Raw genomic sequence first — 17,536 nt, forward strand, 5'->3', positions numbered from 1 at the left:
ACGGCTCACTCCGTGCCGCACAGGCTTCTCCGCCCACCCCGGCCGCCAGAACCCGGAGGAACCCCCGCCATGCCTACAGACCGGCGCATCGTGCTCTTCGACCTCTTCGGTGTCATCGCCCGCCAGCAACTCCCGGGTGCCCAGGGCAAGATGGCCGACCACTGTCACGCACCGACCGAAGCCTTCACCGCGGCCTACTGGGCCTGCCGCCCGCCCTACGACGCCGGCCGGCAGTCCGCGCCCGAGTACTGGACCGCCGTACTGCGGCAGCTGTCCCGGCCCGCCGACGCAGACACGATCGAGGAACTGCGCCTCACCGACATCGACAGCTGGTCACGCGTCGACGACCGGATGGTGGCCTACGTCCAGTCCCTCCGCGAGGTCACCGAGGTCGCCCTGCTGTCCAACATCCCCTCGGACCACGCGGACGCCTTCCTCGCCGCGCAGCCCTGGCTGCACCGACTGGACCACGTCGCCTTCTCCGGAAAGATCGGAGCGGCGAAGCCGGACCCGGCAGCCTTCCAGCACTGCGTCACCGCCATGCGGGCAGCCCCGGCCGACTTCCTCTTCGTCGACGACCGCGAGGAGAACGTACGAGCCGCGCGAGCGACGGGAATGAACGGCCACGTCTTCACCGACCCCGACGACCTGGCAACCGTCATCAACGCCTGGCTGCCGAAGCCTGCGGTCCCGCTCACCCGGGGATGACCACCGCGCGCCCCCGGCAGCACACGACTCCATCAGCACCGCATCGCTCGACCAGATCCAGCGTCACCGCACCACTGCTCGCGTCCACCGACTGCACGGTGCCCGTCACCACCAGCCGGTCACCGACGTGCGCCGGCGCCCGATTACGCCAGCCGACCTCCCGCACCCGCCCGCCCGCGCCCGCGAACTCCGCAGCCGCACGATGGAACAGACAGCCGTGCAACTGGGCCATGACGACCGGCCCGGCCAGCCCCTCCGACCGGGCGAACTCGGTGTCGTAGTGGATGAGATGGGCGTTGCGAGTGACGGCACCGAACCACAGCAGGGAGATCGCCTCGGGTGTCAGCTCGACGGGCAACACCGCCTGCCCCACGACGATTTGGCGTTCCCGGTGGCCCGTCATCGGACGATGAACCTCTCCGTGACCTCCACCATCGCCCCCCGCGCCGCGCCGTACACCTTCTCCATCGTGAGGAGCAGGAATCCCTCCCCAACTCCCTTGCGTTCCACGGCAGTCAGCGCGCGCCGCAGCTCGATCGGATCGCCCGACCGCACCTCCCCGACCCAGCGCACGTCCTGGCCGCCCGCCATCAGCCGGACGTCGAGCCCGTCGGTGCCGGGGACCTCGTCGCGGTACATGCCGTCCGGCCGGAACTCCGCCGCATCGGCCCCGGGCGCCCCGCGCAGCAGACTCACCACGTACATGGGGTGGACGGTGAAATCGGCGCGAGTGGGATCGACGAGACGCGGTGCGCGCTCACCGGCCGCCCGCGCGAACTCCGCCGCGTCCTCGGCCCGTACGACACCCAACGACCGCCGCTCCCACCTGCCCACCGACGCCCGGGCCCGATCCTCGACCAGCTCCAACACGGCGCTCCTGATCACGAGTTGCCTCCTCTCCGTGCACGGATGTGTCGGACGTTAAGGACCACCGCCCCCGACCGCCATGGAAGGGGCCCGCTCAGTGGACCGTTCCCCTTGGGCGGGGTCCGCCGCCGCCCCACCATCAGCACATGGACCTCATGGACATCCAGGCGCCCCCGGAGGGCACCTACGCGGAAGCGGACGGCGTCAAGTACCACTACGTCGAACTGGGGGAAGGCAGCGCTACCGTCTTTCTGCACGGCGGCGGCCCGGGATGCACCGGCTGGTCGGACTTCGGGCAGGTGGCACGGCTGTTCGCGACGGAGCGCCGCTGCCTGCTCATCGACATCCTCCAGTACGGCAAGTCCGCCAAGCCCGTCATCGAGGGCCCCATGTGGGACTACCACGCGGCCAAGACGGTCGCCCTCCTCGACGAACTCGGCGTCGACCGCGCCGACTTCGTCTGCAACTCCTGGGGCGGCACCATCGCGCTGAACCTCGCCGCCAAGTACCCCGAGCGCGTACGGTCGTTGGTGATCACCGGCAGCATGCCCGTCTTCTACGGCCCGCTCGCGCCGCTGCCGGAAGGCGGTCGCCGGGGCCGCAACGCCCGCGACGTCTACTACGGCGGCACCGGTCCCTCGTGGCAGAAGATGCGCGAACTCATCGCCCGCCTGGAGTGGTTCGACCCGGCCGCGATCCCCGACGGCACCGTGACCCTGCGCTACGAGCAGAGCCTCGATCCCGAGGAGACCGCCCTCGCCGGCGCCTCCGACAACCCGCGCGGCGACTGGCAGGACCTCACCGCCGAACTCGGCCGGATCGTCGCGCCGACGCTGTTCCTGTGGGGCATGCAGGACGCGTTCCTGACCCCGGACTACCCGCTGATGCTGGCCCGCATGATCCCCAAGGGCAACCTGCACGTGATGAGCGAGGCCTCCCACCACCCGCAGGAGGAACGGCCGTACGACTACCACAGCGTGGTCTCCGGCTTCCTGAACCAGCAGCACAACTGACTCTCCGGGGAGGAGACATGAGCGAGTCCGCCGTGAAGGTCGTCGAACTGCCCAGCCCCTTCACCCGGTTCGCAGGCCGCCTGCTGGTCGGGCTCGGGTACGAGGTGGTGCTCGTCGAACCACCGGAGGGCGACGAGACCCGACGCGAACTCGACGGCGACGCGTTCACCCACTGGCACGCGGGCAAACGATCGGTCGTGCCCGCCTCGCCCGAAGAGTTGCGCGGTCTCCTCGCCACCGCTGACGTGCTGCTCGACGGGAGCCCGAGCGGCGCCGAGGCGCTCGCGGAAGGGCTCGACGACCTCGTGCACGTCCGCGTCACCTCCTTCGGGCTGATCGGCCCCCGCACCGACTGGCAGGGCACCGACCTCGTCGTGGCCGCGCTCGGCGGGATGCTCGCCCAGGTCGGCGACCCCGACGGCCCGCCGCTACGACTGCCCGAGCACCAGGCCGAGCAACTCGCCGGCGTCAACGCGGCCATCGCCGCCCTGCTCGGCCTCCGCGCGCGTCGTACCGGCCCGGGGCAACTCGTCGACGTCTCCGCACAGGCGTGCGTGGCAGCCGCACTGGAGGCCGGAACGCTCGCCTATCTGCACGAGGACCGGGTTCCGCCGCGCCCCGGCAGCGTCCATCCCCTCGTCCCGCACGGCCTGTTCCGGGCCGCCGACGGCTACTTGGGCGGCGGACTCGGCGGCAGCCCGCGCATGTGGGACGCGCTGCTCGACTGGCTCCGCGAGGAGGACGCGGCGGCCGACCTCACCGAACCGCGCTGGCAGGACCCGGTCGAACGCAAGACGCACCAGGAGCATGTGTTCACGGTCGTCCAGGACTTCGTGGGCACCTGGCCCAAGGCCGAGTTCGCGGAACGGGCCCAGGCCAGAAAGCTGCCCTGGGCCGCCGTCGACCTGCCGCACGAACTCCCCGACAACCCCCAGCTCGCCGCCCGCGACTTCTTCACCCGGGTACGCACACCGGAGGGCGAGCGGACCGACCTGGGCTTCCCCTTCGCGTTCCCGGAAGGCCACCGGGTACGGGAGTTGGAGGTCCGGGGCGTGGGCGCGGACCAGCACCTCCTCGACGCCGAAGGCACCGAAGGCACCGAAGAGGCCGAACCCCGCGTTACACGCGCGATCCCGGCCGAGAAGACCTCCGCACAACCCGCGTATCCCGCCCTGCACGGCATCCGCGTCCTCGACCTGACCTGGGTCCTCGCCGGCCCGTACTGCACCAAGGTCCTGGCCGACCACGGCGCCGAGGTGATCAAGGTCGAGTCCCTGGGCCGCCCCGACCCCACCCGCTTCGCCCCCTTCATGCACCTCTCCCGAGGCCCCCACACGGACCCGAACACCAACGGCTACTTCAACGAGGTCAACCGCAACAAACGCAGCATCGCCCTCGACACCCGCACCGAGGACGGCATCACGGTGCTGCGCGAACTCATCGCCCACTGCGACGTCCTCGTGGAGAACTTCAGCTCCACGGTCATGCGCAAACTCGGCCTGGGCTACGAGGAGTTGACCCGGATCAACCCGGATCTCGTGTACGTCAGCATGTCGGGTATGGGGCACACAGGACCACGCAACGGCTGGGTGTCGTACGCCGACACGGTCTCGGCGAGTGCCGGCCTGACCGGACTGACCGGCTGGGGACCGGACGAGGTGGTCGGGGTGATCTACGGCCACGGCGACATCGTCGCGGGACTACAGGCCGCCCTCGCCGCGGTCGCCGCGCTGGAGCACCGTGCCGTCACCGGACGCGGACAGCACATCGACCTGTCCCAACTGGAGGCGACAGCAGCCCACATGGGCACCAGTCTCCTCGGCGGCCCGGCGGTGAAACCGAGCGGCAACACCCACCCGAGCTGGAGCCCCCAGGGCGTCTACCGCTGCCTCGGCACCGACCGATGGGTGGCCGTCAGCGTCCGCGGCGACACCGAGTGGGCGGCGCTGTGCGAGGTGATCGGCCGACCCGAACTCGCCGCGGATGAACGGACGTTCACGGCGGAGGCCCGGCGCCGCTCGACAGCCCTGGTCGACTCCGCACTGGGGGAGTGGACCCGCACGCTCCCCGCCGACGTCGCCGCCGAGACACTCCAGGCGCACGGCGTCCCGGCCGGAGCCGCGCAGGACGGGCGTGAACTCGTCGAACACGACCCGCAGTTGAGGGCCCGCGGCTTCTACGTACGCAAGGAACACCCGGTCGCGGGCGCCTTCCTCCACGAGGGCGTTCCTGTCCGCCTGACCCGGACACCTGGCGGGATCCGCGCGGCCGCGCCGGTACTCGGCGCCGACACCGACGCCGTACTGGGCGAAGTGGCGGGGTTCTCGGCGGAGCGCGTGCAGCGGCTCCGGGAGGCCGGAGTCCTGCGGTGACCGACACCATCCCCGGTCTCCTCGACGCGGCGGCCGGGGAGTTCGGGGAGCGGCCCTTCCTGCGGGTGGGGTCGGTGACACGGACGTACGCGGAGACCCGAACGGCCGCCGCCACGATGGCCGGAGCCCTCGCCGAGCGCGGCTGCCGACCGGGTGACCGCGTCGCCGTCATGGCCGACAACCGCATCGAGGTCGTCGACCTCATCCTCGGCTGCGCCTGGCTGGGAGCGGTACTGATCCCGCTCAACACCGGTCTGCGCGGTGGTGGGCTGCGGGATGTTTTGCGTGCCGCGGAACCGCAATTCCTGCTGGTGGAGGAGAAGTTGGCGGAACGGGTCGTAGCGGCGGGATTTCAGGGGGAGTTGTGGGTCGTGGGCGGGGACGGCGTACCGGTGCCGGGTACGGTCCCCGCCGTACCGTCGGCCCAAGTGCGCCCGGAGGACACGGCGTTCGTGCTGTTCACCTCGGGCACGACGGGAGCGGCGCGCGGTGTGCGCTGCCCGCACGCGCAGACCGTGTGGTGGGGCCGCAACGTCTCCGACTCGCTCCGGCTCACCGCCGACGACGTGCTGTACACCTGCCTGCCGCTCTTCCACACCAACGCGCTGAACACCCTCGCGCACGCCATGGCCGTGGGCGCGAGCTGTGTGATCGGTGAGCGGTTCTCCGCGACGCGGTACTGGGAACGGGTGGCTGAGGCCGGGGCGACCGTCGTCTATCTGCTGGGTGCGATGGTGCCCATGCTGCTGGCGCAGCCGCCGGGCTCCGGCGACCGTGCGCACCGGGCCCGGCGGGGGCTTTCTCCGGCCATCCCCGGTTCGGCGTGGGAGCCCTTCCGTGCGCGGTTCGGGGTCACGCTCGTCGACGGGTTCGGGTCGACGGAGACGAACCTCGTCATCGGGTCGACGCCCGGGGAGCAGCGGCCCGGTTACGTCGGTACCGTGCGCGACGGCTTCTCCGTACGGGTGGTCGACGACCGGCTCGATCCCGTCGCGGACGGTGTCGCCGGTGAGCTGGTGGTCCGTAGCGCACATGAATTCGCCTTCTGCACCGGGTACTTGGGGGAGTCCGAGCCCGGTCCCACCGCATGGCGGCGCACCGGGGACCGGGTCGTGCGGGAGGCCGACGGATGGTTCCGGTTCGTCGACCGGATCAAGGACGTGATCCGGCGGCGCGGCGAGAACGTGTCCTCGCAGGAGGTGGAGTCCGTCGTCCGCTCGCATCCGGCGGTCGCCGACGCGGCGGCCTTCCCGGTGCCCTCCGAGCTGGCCGAGGACGAGGTGATGGTCGCCGTCGTCCCCGCGCCCGGACAGGTGCTGGACCTCGGTGACCTCCTACGGCACTGCGCGGACGAGCTGCCGCCGTTCGCGGTGCCCCGCTACATCGACACCGTCCGTGAGCTCCCGCTCACCGAGACCGGCAAGGTTCGCAAGGGCGTACTGCGCGAACGCGGGGTCACCGCCACCACCTGGGACCGGTCCATGCCGCCCACCCCGGCACGACATCTAACTTGAACTGTTTGTTTTCTTGAATCACTCGTGTTTATGGCTGTAGGTTGAGCGCCATGACCGCATCCCAGCCACCGACCACCGCCGAGGAGCTGCGCGGTGCCGGCCTGCGGGTGACGGCAGCCCGCGTCGCGCTGCTCGAGACCGTCCGGCACGGTGACCACCTCGATGTCGAGGCGGTCGCGTCCGGGGTCCGTGACCGCGTAGGACACATATCGCTCCAGGCCGTGTACGACGCGCTCCACGCGCTGACCTCGGCCGGACTCGTACGCCGTATCGAACCGGCAGGCAGTCCCGCCCGCTTCGAAGGACGCGTCGGCGACAACCACCACCACCTCATGTGCAGGTCGTGCGGTGTCGTCGCCGATGTCGACTGCGCGGTCGGCGAGGCACCCTGCCTGACCGCCGCCGACGACCAAGGCTTCTCGATCGACGAGGCCGAGGTCATCTACTGGGGCCTGTGCCCCGCCTGTACCGCGGTCCCCAGTTCCTGAGCCACGTGTTCCACCCCGTTTTGGAAGGATTCCCATGTCTGAGAACCACGACGCAATCGTCACGGACGCGAAGTCGGAGGATGCCGGGGGCTGCCCCGTCGCGCACGGCCGCGCCGCGCACCCGACCCAGGGCGGTGGCAACCGTCAGTGGTGGCCGGAGCGGCTCAACCTGAAGATCCTCGCCAAGGACCCGGTCGTCGCGAACCCGCTCGGCGCGGATTTCGACTACGCCGAGGCGTTCGGTGCCCTCGACCTCGCGGCCGTCAAACAGGACATCGCCGAGGTACTGACCACCTCGCAGGACTGGTGGCCGGCCGACTTCGGCAACTACGGCCCGCTGATGATCCGCATGGCCTGGCACAGCGCCGGCACCTACCGCATCAGCGACGGCCGCGGCGGTGGCGGCCGTGGCCAGCAGCGCTTCGCGCCGCTGAACAGCTGGCCGGACAACGGCAACCTCGACAAGGCCCGCCGTCTGCTGTGGCCGGTCAAGAAGAAGTACGGCCAGTCCATCTCCTGGGCCGACCTCCTGATCCTCACGGGCAACGTGGCGCTGGAGACGATGGGCTTCGAGACCTTCGGCTTCGCCGGCGGCCGTGCCGACGTCTGGGAGGCCGACGAGGACGTGTACTGGGGTCCCGAGACCACCTGGCTCGACGACCAGCGCTACACCGGCGACCGCGAGCTTGAGAACCCGCTCGGCGCCGTCCAGATGGGCCTCATCTACGTCAACCCCGAGGGCCCCAACGGCAACCCGGACCCGCTGGCCTCGGCCCGCGACATCCGCGAGACCTTCCGCCGTATGGCCATGAACGACGAGGAGACCGTCGCCCTCATCGCCGGCGGCCACACCTTCGGCAAGACCCACGGCGCGGGCCCGGCCGAGTCGGTCGGCGACGACCCCGAGGCCGCTCCCCTTGAGGCCCAGGGCCTCGGCTGGGCCAACACCTACGGCACCGGCAAGGGCGGCGACGCGATCACCTCCGGCCTCGAGGTGACCTGGACCACCAAGCCCACCCAGTGGAGCAACGACTTCTTCGACCTCCTCTTCGGCTACGAGTGGGAGCTGACCCAGAGCCCCGCCGGTGCCAACCAGTGGGTGGCCAAGGACGCCGAGGCGATCATCCCGGACGCGCACGACGCGTCGAAGAAGAAGCGCCCGATGATGCTCACCACCGACCTCGCGCTGCGCTTCGACCCGATCTACGGCGAGATCTCGAAGCGCTTCCACGAGAACCCGGCCCAGTTCGCGGACGCCTTCGCCCGCGCCTGGTTCAAGCTGACCCACCGCGACCTGGGCCCGAAGTCCCTGTACCTCGGCCCGGAGGTCCCCGCGGAGAGCCTGCTGTGGCAGGACCCGCTGCCGCAGGCCGAGGGCGAGACCATCGACGCCGCCGACATCACGGCCCTCAAGGCGAAGATCCTCGCCTCGGACCTGACCGTCTCGCAGCTCGTGTCCACCGCATGGGCGTCCGCCTCCACCTTCCGGGGCAGCGACAAGCGCGGCGGCGCCAACGGTGCCCGTATCCGCCTGGAGCCGCAGCGCGGCTGGGAGGCCAACGACCCCGACCAGCTCGCTCAGGTGCTGCGTGTTCTGGAAGGCATCCAGGCGGAGTTCAACTCCGGCGCCAAGAAGGTCTCCCTGGCCGACCTGATCGTCCTCGGCGGCGCCGCCGCGGTCGAGAAGGCGGCCAAGGACGGCGGCGTCGACGTGGAGGTCCCCTTCACGCCGGGCCGTGTCGACGCGACCGAGGAGCACACCGACGTCGAGTCGTTCGCCGCTCTGGAGCCGAACGTCGACGGCTTCCGCAACTACCTCGGCAAGGGCAACCGCCTTCCCGCCGAGTACCTGCTGCTGGACCGGGCGAACCTGCTCACGCTGAGCGCCCCCGAGCTGACCGTCCTCGTCGGCGGCCTGCGTGTCCTGGGCGCCAACCAGGGCCAGTCCACGCACGGTGTCCTCACCGACAAGGTCGGCACGCTGACCAACGACTTCTTCGTGAACCTGCTCGACCTGGGCACCACGTGGACGTCGACCTCCTCGGACCAGCAGACCTTCGAGGCCCGCGACGCCTCCGGCGCGGTCAAGTGGACCGGCACCCGTGCCGACCTGGTCTTCGGCTCCAACTCCGAGCTGCGCGCGCTCGCCGAGGTCTACGCGAGCGACGACGCGAAGGAGAAGTTCGTGAAGGACTTCGTCGACGCCTGGGCCAAGGTCTCCGACCTGGACCGGTTCGACCTCGTCTGAGACTGAGTCTCAGTCCGAGTAGTTCTACGGCATCGCACCACTGACGTCCGGGTCGGCCCTTACGGGTCGGCCCGGACGTTTCTCACCTTCTGAACTCGCGGCACAGGCGTGCACGTTCGTCACATAAGCTCCTCCGCATGAACGAGGGGGAGCCCGGCAGACGGGTCGTAGACGGCCGCTTCGAGCTGGAGTCCCGGCTCGGCGGCGGTGGCATGGGTACGGTGTGGCGCGCCCAGGATCTGCTGCTGCACCGCTATGTCGCGGTCAAGGAGGTCCGGCCGCCGGACATCGACCTCGCCGAGTACGACCCCGACGCGGCGGAGCTGCTGCGCCAGCGGGTCCTGCGCGAGGCACGCGCCCTGGCCCGGGTCGAGCACCCGAACGTGGTGACGATCCATCACATCGTCGACGAGGGCGTGGGCACCTACCCCTGGCTCGTCATGGAACTCGTCCAAGGCGGCTCACTCGCCGACCGGTTGGCCCGCGGACCCATGGCTCCCGCCGAGGCCGCCCAACTCGGCCGCGGAGTGCTCGACGCCCTGAACGCGGCACACGCGGCGGGCGTCCAGCACCGCGATGTGAAACCCGCCAACGTCCTGCTGCGCACCGACGGCCGCCCCGTCCTCACCGACTTCGGCATCGCCGCCATCCGCGACGCCACCGCGCTCACCGCCACCGGCTCGATCATCGGCACGCCCGACTACATGGCCCCGGAACGGGTCACCGGCCAGAGCGGCGGTCCCGCCGCCGACCTGTGGTCGCTGGCGATGATGCTGTACGTCGCCGTCGAGGGCTACCACCCGCTCCAGCGCGGCACCACCCTGGCGACCCTGGCCGCCGTACTCCAGGAGGACGTGCCGCCACCGGTACGGGCCGGATCGCTCACGCCGGTGCTGTCCTGCGTCCTGGTCCGCGATCCCGAGGCGCGGGCGGACGCCGAAACGGTCGGCCGGATGCTGGACGCCGCCGCGGCACAGCCCGAGGACCGGCGCCCCGAGACCACCTCGTACCGGCTCGCACCTCCGGCGCCCCCGTCGCTGCCACCCACCGACGGCATGCAGACGGCGAGTCGGCGGCGGCGCCCGGCGAAGCGGAACCGGGGCGCCACGGTCGCCTCCAGCGTCGTAGGCGTACTGCTCATCGGCACGCTCGCCTGGAAGGTGCTGCCGGACGGGAACGACAAGAAGGACACGTCGGCGTCCGCGGGCGCGACCGGTCAGACGCAGCAGCAGAGCACGCCCACGGCCTCGGCGAGCCAGAGCAGCGCCGCCGTGAAGACCCAGGACCTGCTCACCCCCTCCGGCATCCGGACCGCGATCAAGGCCTTCAAGGAGAAGACGGGCAGTGACCGCTTCTTCGACTTCTCCGTCTACCCGGGATACGTCATCGCGGATGTGATGGTGAAAGGCAGCAATACCAAGTACGTCAGCTACACGTACCGCTCCGGTACCGGTTTCGACGAGGGGTTCGACACCAAGGGCACGGTGACAGACGGAGACACGCCGGTGAAGCTGGACGACTTCAACTGGGACGCCGTTCCCGCGTTGCTGAAGCGCGCGAACAAGGACCTGAAGGTCGAGAAACCGACGAGCCGTTACCTGCTGCTCCGGGTGCCGAGCACCAACGGCGGCGACACCCCGGCGGGCATGTCGATCTATCTGAGCGACGACTACGGCTCCGGCGGCTTCCTACAAGCCGACATCCACGGCACCGTGACCAGGGTGGAGCCGGCCGACGAGTAGGTTCGCCCCGTGCCCACCTTGCTGATCGTGCATCACACCCCCTCGCCCAACTGCCAGTCGATGTTCGAGGCCGTCGTCTCCGGAGCCACGACACCGGAGATCGAGGACGTGCGGGTCGTACGGCGTGCCGCGCTGTCCGCGACCGTGTCGGACGTGCTGGCCGCCGACGGCGTTCTGCTGGGCACGCCCGCGAACCTCGGTTACATGTCCGGCGCGCTGAAGCATTTCTTCGACCAGATCTACTACCCGTGCCTGGACGAGACCCGGGGCCGGCCCTTCGGCTACTACGTGCACGGCGGAAACGACGTGACAGGAGCCGTGCGCGGCATCGAGTCGATCACGACCGGGCTGGGCTGGCGGCGGGCCGCGGACCCGGTGACGCTGACCGGCGAGCCGGACAGGGCCGGTATCGAGGCGTGCTGGGAGCTGGGAGCGACGGTCGCCGCCGGTCTGACGGCCTGAGCGGGCGGCCTGGGCAAGGGGTCGCCACCCGTTCGGCGGCCGAAGAATGTCGTGACCCCCCGAAGCACCCCCAGCGTGGAGGGACATGCCCCTCCGAGTGATAGGAGTTCTTCATGAGGAAGCGACTGACGGCCGCGGTGGGTCTGGCGGGTGCGGCGTTGCTGCTGTGCGCCGGTACGGCGAGCGCCGACCCCGACCCCGTCGGGACCGCCAGCGACAGCCCGGGCGTGCTCTCCGGAAACGTCGTTCAGGTGCCGATCGACCTGGACCTCAACCTGTGCGGCAACTCGATCGACGTCATCGGTCTGCTGAACCCCGCGCTGGGCAACCACTGCGAGACCGCGGACTGACGAGCCGTACCGTGAACGAGCCGTGGGCCACGTGCCCGCGGCTCGTTCCGCGTGTCGGGAGGCGTGCCAGGAGACGTGCCGGGAGGCGCGTCAGGGGACCTCGGGCAGCCGGTGCAGCGGAGTGCCGTGGGCCCAGCGCCGCAGGCGTGAGCCGTCGATGAGCTGGACGCCGCCCTGCCTGCGCGCCCACTGCACATCACGTCGGCTGAAGGTGCCGCGGTGCACCACGAGACGGAGCTGCGGTCCGGAGCCGGCCGAGCGTGCGGCGCGGGTCGGCGTCTCCTCGTCGGGCAGCGGTTCGGCCACCGGCCGGAAGGCCACCTCCAGACGGCGACCGAGCCGGTCGCGCGCCCGGACATGGGGTTGGCCCTGCGCGTCGGGCCGGGCCAGCGATCGCCAGCCGTCCCGGCGCAGCATCCGGGACACGGCCAGGGCGAGCCCGTCCACATCCAGGTCGGCGATCTCCTCCGGCGTGTAGTAGCCCAGCCGGCGACGGGCCAGCGGCCGGTTGTGCCGGACCACGGCCGCCGTGATCACGGCGAGCAGCGCCAGGCCGCCGGCGAGCGCGCCGGTGCCGAGGACGCGGTAAGCGACGGCGAGCCCGGCCACGATCCCGCACACGACGACGGCGACCACGACGAGTGCGGGCAGCACCTCGCGCAGCCCGGGGCCGTAGCGTCCCTGGGCGCGCAGCGCACGGATCGCCTCGCGCCTTCGTGAGTGCCACGACGCGCGCTTCTCGTGCCTCCGCAGCCTCTGCGGCAACAGAGCCAACTCCCCCCACCCCCAAGCGCGTTGACGCCTGCGGTAGGGATACCCGCCGGAACTGGTCCACGTGCGCGGGGACGGGAACCGGCCACCAAACCGGCCGAACTGTTTCGGCGGACGTCGTGACACTTCGGGCAGCGAACTCGTCCCGCCAGACCCCTGGCCCCAGGTACCTACCGCCCGGTATACAAGGCCAGTTGAACGAGAGACGACCGCATCGGGCCCGCCCCGTCGCACCGTCTCGTACCTGGGGAGGAATCTCATGAAGCGTGAGACGCATCCGGCCGCGACGGCGCACCACCGGGGCAGGACCGTGGCGGTCGCGGCGGCGGTCAGCGGCTGCGCCCTCGTCGTCGCGTCCGCGGCGCCGGCGGCCGCGCACAACTCGGGCCATGGGCACGGTCGTTCCACTCAGTACGTGGCGCTCGGCGACTCCTACACCTCGGGCCCGTACATACCGACCCAGGTGGACGCCAACTGCGCCCGTTCCGACCACAATTACCCCTCCGTGGTGACGGCGGACCAAAGAGGGACCGTCCTCAAGGACGTGAGCTGCAGCGGTGCGACGACAGCCGAGATGTGGAAGGCGCAGGGCACCAACCCGCCCCAACTGGACGCCGTACAGCGGAACACGGACCTTGTGACCGTGCAGATCGGCGGCAACGACATCGGGTTCAGCACCATCATCGGGACGTGCGCCAAGCTCAGTGCCACGGACCTTACGGGCAACCCGTGCCAGCGCTACTACAACGCTTCTGGTGTCGATCAGTTGGCGGTGGCCGTCCTCAACACCGCGCCGAAGGTCACCAAGGTCCTCCGTGCGGTGCACAAGCAGGCACCCCACGCGCGCGTGCTCGTCGTCGGCTACCCGGACCTGCTGCCCGACGACGGCAACGGCTGCTACCCCTCGGTGCCGTTCGCCGCCAAGGACTTCCCGTATCTGCGGGACGTCGGCAAGCGCCTCAACCTGATGCTCCGTGTGGTGGCGGCGCTCAACGGGGCTGAATACGTGGACACTTACGGCCCGACCGTCGGCCACGACATGTGCAAGGCGCCTGCCGACCGCTGGATAGAGCCGCTGCAACCCGCGTCCCCGGCAGCTCCGGCGCACCCCAACGCGAAGGGCGAGGCGGCCATGGCGGGCGCGGTCCTGAAGCAGCTGGACCGGCGCCACCGGTACTGACGGACAGCGGCGGCCGGGGTTTTCCACAGGCGGAGGGGGTGTACTCGCTAAACGCGCCCCTGACGAGGAAAGATGGGGCCGTACGCGAAGTCGGTCGATACGGAGGAGCGGGCCACCATGCCACACGAGCGAGCGGGCGAGCAGGCCCGCGCAGAGGATCTCGTCGACGTAGCCCGTCTGGTCACCGCGTACTACGCGCTGCACCCGGACCCCGCCGAGCCGGGGCAGCGCGTCGCGTTCGGCACCTCCGGGCACCGGGGCTCGTCCCTGGCGACCGCGTTCAACGAGGATCACATCGCGGCCACCAGCCAGGCCATCTGCGAGTACCGCGCGGACCAGGGCACGGACGGACCCCTTTTCCTCGGCGCCGACACGCACGCGCTGTCCGAGCCCGCGAAGGTCACCGCCCTGGAGGTGTTCGCCGCCAACGAGGTCACGGTCCTCATCGACTCCGCGGACGGCTACACACCCACCCCGGCGGTGTCCCACGCGATCCTCGCCCACAACCGCGGCCGCACCTCGGGCCTCGCGGACGGCGTCGTGGTCACCCCGTCCCACAATCCGCCCGGCGACGGCGGCTTCAAGTACAACCCGCCGAACGGCGGCCCGGCGGGCTCCGAGATCACCTCCTGGATCCAGGACCGCGCCAACGAGATCATCGCGAGCGGCATGAAGGACGTCCGCCGCATCCCGTACACCCGCGCGCTCGCCGCCCCCGACACGGGCCGCTACGACTTCCTCGGCACGTACGTCGCCGACCTGCCGAGCGTGCTCGACCTGGACGCGATCCGGTCGGCCGGTGTGCGGATCGGCGCCGACCCGCTGGGCGGGGCGTCCGTCGCCTACTGGGGCCGGATCGCCGAGGTGCACCGGCTCGATCTGACCGTGGTCAATCCGCTCACGGACCCGACCTGGCGGTTCATGACGCTGGACTGGGACGGCAAGATCCGCATGGACTGCTCGTCGCCGTACGCGATGGCCTCGCTGATCGCCCAGCGCGACCGGTTCGACATCGCCACGGGCAACGACGCCGACTCCGACCGGCACGGCATCGTCACGCCGGACGCGGGTCTGATGAACCCCAACCACTACCTGGCCGCCGCCATCGCCTACCTCTACGCCCACCGCGAGCAGTGGCCCGCCGACGCGGGCGTGGGCAAGACCCTGGTGTCCTCCTCGATGATCGACCGCGTCGCCGCCGACCTCGGACGCCGGCTCGTCGAGGTGCCCGTCGGCTTCAAGTGGTTCGTGGACGGACTGGTCGACGGCTCGCTCGGCTTCGGCGGCGAGGAGTCGGCCGGCGCGTCCTTCCTGCGCCGGGACGGGTCCGTGTGGACCACCGACAAGGACGGCATCATCCTCGCGCTGCTCGCCAGCGAGATCACCGCGGTCACCGGGAAGACCCCGTCCCAGCACTACGCGGCGCTCACGGACCGGTTCGGGGCGCCCGCCTACGCCCGGATCGACGCCCCGGCCTCCCGTGAGGAGAAGGCGCTGCTCGCCAAGCTCTCGCCCGCGCAGGTCACCGCCGACACCCTGGCCGGCGAGCCCGTCACGGGCGTCCTCACCGAGGCACCCGGCAACGGCGCGGCCCTCGGCGGCATCAAGGTGACGACCGCCAACGCCTGGTTCGCGGCGCGGCCCTCCGGCACCGAGGATGTCTACAAGATCTACGCCGAGTCCTTCCTCGGTCCCGACCACCTCGGCCAGGTGCAGGAGGAGGCGAAGGCCGTGGTCGGGGCGGCACTGGGCGGCTGACCCGGAGGCCGTGACACCGGCTGCCGTAGGAATGAATCGTGCGGCAGGTGGTGTTGGGGCGTCACGTGAGCCATGACGCACGACGGAAGTGAACCCGGTATGTCCTTCGAAACGACCGACTACACGGGGCAGACCACGTGCGGCGACGAAGCGCGCACCCCGCTGCGTGACTTCCTGCGGACCGAGACCGGCAGCGCCGCCGTCCTGGTGGCGGCGGCGCTCGTCGCACTCGTCTGGGCCAATGTCACGCCGACGGCGTACGAGACGTTCTGGGATACCCACCTCTCCGTCCGGCTCGGCTCGCACGGGATCTCCCTCGATCTGCGCGAGTGGGTCAACAGCGGGCTGATGACGCTGTTCTTCCTCGTCGTGGGGCTGGAGGCACGCCGCGAGTTCGACATGGGCGAGCTGCGCGAGCGCAGGCGGCTGGCGTTGCCGATGGTCGCGGGCGCGAGTGGCATGCTCGTGCCGATCGCCATCTACCTCGCCATCAACAGCGGGCACGGGACGGCTGACGGCTGGGGCGCGGTGATGTCCACCGACACGGCGTTCGCGCTGGGCATGCTCGCCGTCGTGGGTCGCCACATGCCGCCCGGGCTGCGCGTCTTCCTCCTCACGATCACCGTCGTCGACGACTTCCTGGCGCTCGTGGTGATCGCCGTCTTCTACAGCGACCACATCGCCGTACCGGCACTCCTGGTCGCCGTGGGCACGTTCGCCGTCGTCATGCTGCTGCGCCGGTTCCGGGTGCGCCGGGGTCCGCTGTACGCGCTGCTCGGGCTCGTCGCCTGGGTCGCCCTGCTGAAGTCGGGCGTGGACCCCGTCGTCATCGGACTCGCCATGGGGCTGATCACGTACGCCTATCCGGCGGGGCGCGACGACCTGGAGCGCGCGACCGGCCTGTTCCGGCTCTTCCGCGAGCAGCCCACACCCGAGCTGGAACGCGACGTACGCGCCGGAATCGCGGCGTCGATCTCCCCGAACGACCGGCTCCAGCGCATCTACCACCCGTGGGCGAGCTACGCCGTGGTCCCGCTGTTCGCGCTGGCCAACGCCGGGCTCCAGATCAGCGGGGAACAGCTCGCGAGGGCCTTCACCTCGCCCGTCGCGCTGGGCATCCTCATCGGGTACGTCGTCGGCAAGCCGCTCGGCATCGTCTCCTCGACGGCGCTGACCAGCGTGCTTTCCCGGGGCCGGATCCGGCCGCCGGTCGGCTGGGGCGCGGTGACCGCGGGCGGCACGCTGGCCGGCGTCGGCTTCACGGTCTCCCTGCTGATCGCGACCCTCGCCTTCGACGGGACCACCCTGGAGGACGCGAAGACGGGCATCCTCAGCGCCGTCATCTGCTCGTTCCTGGTCGGCCGATTGGTCACCGGGGTGATCGGACTGCTGCCACCGCAGATCCGACCCAGGGTCCTGTTCGGCCGGGCCGAGACCATCGTCGACCTGTCCGTCCCCGTAGACCCCGACCGCGACCACCTGCGCGGACCGCGGCACGCTCCGGTGACCGTCGTGGAGTACGGCGACTACGAATGCCCCTTCTGCGGGCAGGCCGAGCCGGTCGTCCGCGAGCTGCTCGGCTCCTTCGGGGACGAGGTGCGGTACGTGTGGCGGCACCTCCCGCTCACCGACGTCCACCCGCACGCCCAGCTCGCCGCCGAGGCCGCGGAGGCCGCCGCGCTACAGGGCGGCTACTGGGAGATGCACGATCTGCTCCTCAGCCACCAGGGTGCCCTGCGCCTGATCGACCTGCGCGGCTATGCCGAACAGATCGGCCTGGACACCGCCCGCTTCACCCGCGACATGCGGGCCCACGAGGGAGCCGGCCATGTCGCGGAGGACGTCGAGTCGGCCGACCTCAGCGGCGTCGCGGGCACGCCCACCTTTTTCGTGAACGGCCGCCGGCACCACGGCGCCTACGACATCGAGGGCCTCTCCCAGGCCGTACGGGCCGCCCGTTTGCGGGCCGCGGTGGCCGCCTAGCGGGCGGGAATGGATCGCCGGGTGGCCGTGTTGAGACGCATGTAGCTGACATGCTCGGGACAAGATCCCGGGATGTGGGC

15 protein-coding genes are annotated in these 17,536 nt (G+C 70.8%); 12 read left to right on the top strand and 3 right to left on the bottom strand.

What is annotated here, in order from left to right; all coding sequences use genetic code 11:
- Nucleotides 1–69: 69 nt before the first annotated feature.
- The gene (locus tag SPR02S_RS06190; protein ID WP_019056066.1) at nucleotides 70–708 is read left to right on the top strand and encodes an HAD family hydrolase; all 639 of its coding nucleotides are present in this window, start codon (nucleotides 70–72) and stop codon (nucleotides 706–708) included.
- Here the strand turns inward: SPR02S_RS06190 and SPR02S_RS06195 are convergent.
- Nucleotides 695–1,111, bottom strand: a complete 417-nt coding sequence (locus SPR02S_RS06195) for a hotdog family protein (protein WP_019056067.1) — start codon at nucleotides 1,109–1,111, stop codon at nucleotides 695–697. The genes SPR02S_RS06190 and SPR02S_RS06195 overlap by 14 nt on opposite strands.
- Nucleotides 1,108–1,593, bottom strand: coding sequence for an FAS1-like dehydratase domain-containing protein (locus SPR02S_RS06200; RefSeq protein ID WP_019056068.1), 486 nt, complete (start codon nucleotides 1,591–1,593; stop codon nucleotides 1,108–1,110). Before SPR02S_RS06200 ends, SPR02S_RS06195 begins: the two co-directional genes overlap by 4 nt.
- 128 nt (nucleotides 1,594–1,721) lie before the next feature.
- Between SPR02S_RS06200 and SPR02S_RS06205 the strand changes: the two genes are divergently transcribed.
- The 8 genes from SPR02S_RS06205 to SPR02S_RS06240 all read left to right on the top strand — a co-directional run bounded on the left by SPR02S_RS06205 (nucleotide 1,722) and on the right by SPR02S_RS06240 (nucleotide 11,764).
- Nucleotides 1,722–2,588 carry an alpha/beta fold hydrolase gene (locus SPR02S_RS06205; RefSeq protein ID WP_026150276.1) on the top strand — a complete coding sequence of 289 codons (867 nt, stop codon included), beginning with the start codon at nucleotides 1,722–1,724 and terminating at the stop codon, nucleotides 2,586–2,588.
- Between the two features lie 17 nt (nucleotides 2,589–2,605).
- A complete protein-coding gene (locus SPR02S_RS06210; protein WP_019056070.1) occupies nucleotides 2,606–4,960 on the top strand; it encodes a CaiB/BaiF CoA-transferase family protein in 2,355 nt (784 codons plus the stop codon).
- Nucleotides 4,957–6,474 (top strand): AMP-binding protein, encoded by a 1,518-nt coding sequence (locus SPR02S_RS55230; protein WP_019056071.1) that lies wholly within the window; start codon nucleotides 4,957–4,959, stop codon nucleotides 6,472–6,474. The genes SPR02S_RS06210 and SPR02S_RS55230 overlap by 4 nt, the downstream gene beginning before the upstream one ends.
- Before the next feature lie 50 nt (nucleotides 6,475–6,524).
- Entirely contained in the window at nucleotides 6,525–6,962 is a 438-nt protein-coding gene (locus SPR02S_RS06220; protein WP_019056072.1) for a Fur family transcriptional regulator, read from the top strand.
- Nucleotides 6,963–6,996: 34 nt separating this feature from the next.
- Nucleotides 6,997–9,210, top strand: coding sequence for a catalase/peroxidase HPI (gene katG / locus SPR02S_RS06225; RefSeq protein ID WP_019056073.1), 2,214 nt, complete (start codon nucleotides 6,997–6,999; stop codon nucleotides 9,208–9,210).
- A gap of 137 nt (nucleotides 9,211–9,347) precedes the next feature.
- Nucleotides 9,348–10,952, top strand: coding sequence for a serine/threonine-protein kinase (locus SPR02S_RS06230; RefSeq protein ID WP_019056074.1), 1,605 nt, complete (start codon nucleotides 9,348–9,350; stop codon nucleotides 10,950–10,952).
- Between the two features lie 9 nt (nucleotides 10,953–10,961).
- Nucleotides 10,962–11,414, top strand: a complete 453-nt coding sequence (locus tag SPR02S_RS06235) for a flavodoxin family protein (RefSeq protein ID WP_019056075.1) — start codon at nucleotides 10,962–10,964, stop codon at nucleotides 11,412–11,414.
- Nucleotides 11,415–11,527: 113 nt separating this feature from the next.
- The gene (locus tag SPR02S_RS06240) at nucleotides 11,528–11,764 is read left to right on the top strand and encodes a chaplin (protein WP_019056076.1); all 237 of its coding nucleotides are present in this window, start codon (nucleotides 11,528–11,530) and stop codon (nucleotides 11,762–11,764) included.
- Between the two features lie 90 nt (nucleotides 11,765–11,854).
- On the opposite strand, the gene SPR02S_RS06245 is transcribed toward SPR02S_RS06240, so the two are convergent.
- Nucleotides 11,855–12,529 carry a hypothetical protein gene (locus tag SPR02S_RS06245; protein ID WP_019056077.1) on the bottom strand — a complete coding sequence of 225 codons (675 nt, stop codon included), beginning with the start codon at nucleotides 12,527–12,529 and terminating at the stop codon, nucleotides 11,855–11,857.
- A gap of 265 nt (nucleotides 12,530–12,794) precedes the next feature.
- Between SPR02S_RS06245 and SPR02S_RS06250 the strand changes: the two genes are divergently transcribed.
- From SPR02S_RS06250 to nhaA, 3 genes are all read left to right on the top strand, one after another.
- Nucleotides 12,795–13,715: an SGNH/GDSL hydrolase family protein gene (locus SPR02S_RS06250; protein WP_019056078.1), complete on the top strand. Its 921-nt coding sequence runs from the start codon at nucleotides 12,795–12,797 to the stop codon at nucleotides 13,713–13,715.
- 117 nt (nucleotides 13,716–13,832) lie between these two features.
- Entirely contained in the window at nucleotides 13,833–15,473 is a 1,641-nt protein-coding gene (pgm, locus tag SPR02S_RS06255) for a phosphoglucomutase (alpha-D-glucose-1,6-bisphosphate-dependent) (protein ID WP_026150278.1), read from the top strand.
- Nucleotides 15,474–15,572: 99 nt separating this feature from the next.
- Entirely contained in the window at nucleotides 15,573–17,456 is a 1,884-nt protein-coding gene (nhaA, locus tag SPR02S_RS06260) for a Na+/H+ antiporter NhaA (protein WP_019056080.1), read from the top strand.
- Nucleotides 17,457–17,536: the final 80 nt, after the last annotated feature.

Source organism: Streptomyces prunicolor NBRC 13075, from assembly GCF_000367365.1.
Classification (GTDB): Bacteria; Actinomycetota; Actinomycetes; order Streptomycetales; family Streptomycetaceae; genus Streptomyces; species Streptomyces prunicolor.

What these genes read in the sequence shown, in the direction of transcription:
- SPR02S_RS06190 (WP_019056066.1), top strand. Translation starts at nt 70, where the DNA reads ATGCCTACAGACCGGCGCATCGTGCTCTTCGACCTCTTCGGTGTCATC.
- SPR02S_RS06195 (WP_019056067.1), bottom strand. Translation starts at nt 1,111, where the DNA reads ATGACGGGCCACCGGGAACGCCAAATCGTCGTGGGGCAGGCGGTGTTG.
- SPR02S_RS06205 (WP_026150276.1), top strand. Translation starts at nt 1,722, where the DNA reads ATGGACCTCATGGACATCCAGGCGCCCCCGGAGGGCACCTACGCGGAA.
- SPR02S_RS06210 (WP_019056070.1), top strand. Translation starts at nt 2,606, where the DNA reads ATGAGCGAGTCCGCCGTGAAGGTCGTCGAACTGCCCAGCCCCTTCACC.
- SPR02S_RS06220 (WP_019056072.1), top strand. Translation starts at nt 6,525, where the DNA reads ATGACCGCATCCCAGCCACCGACCACCGCCGAGGAGCTGCGCGGTGCC.
- katG (WP_019056073.1), top strand. Translation starts at nt 6,997, where the DNA reads ATGTCTGAGAACCACGACGCAATCGTCACGGACGCGAAGTCGGAGGAT.
- SPR02S_RS06230 (WP_019056074.1), top strand. Translation starts at nt 9,348, where the DNA reads ATGAACGAGGGGGAGCCCGGCAGACGGGTCGTAGACGGCCGCTTCGAG.
- SPR02S_RS06240 (WP_019056076.1), top strand. Translation starts at nt 11,528, where the DNA reads ATGAGGAAGCGACTGACGGCCGCGGTGGGTCTGGCGGGTGCGGCGTTG.
- SPR02S_RS06250 (WP_019056078.1), top strand. Translation starts at nt 12,795, where the DNA reads ATGAAGCGTGAGACGCATCCGGCCGCGACGGCGCACCACCGGGGCAGG.
- pgm (WP_026150278.1), top strand. Translation starts at nt 13,833, where the DNA reads ATGCCACACGAGCGAGCGGGCGAGCAGGCCCGCGCAGAGGATCTCGTC.
- nhaA (WP_019056080.1), top strand. Translation starts at nt 15,573, where the DNA reads ATGTCCTTCGAAACGACCGACTACACGGGGCAGACCACGTGCGGCGAC.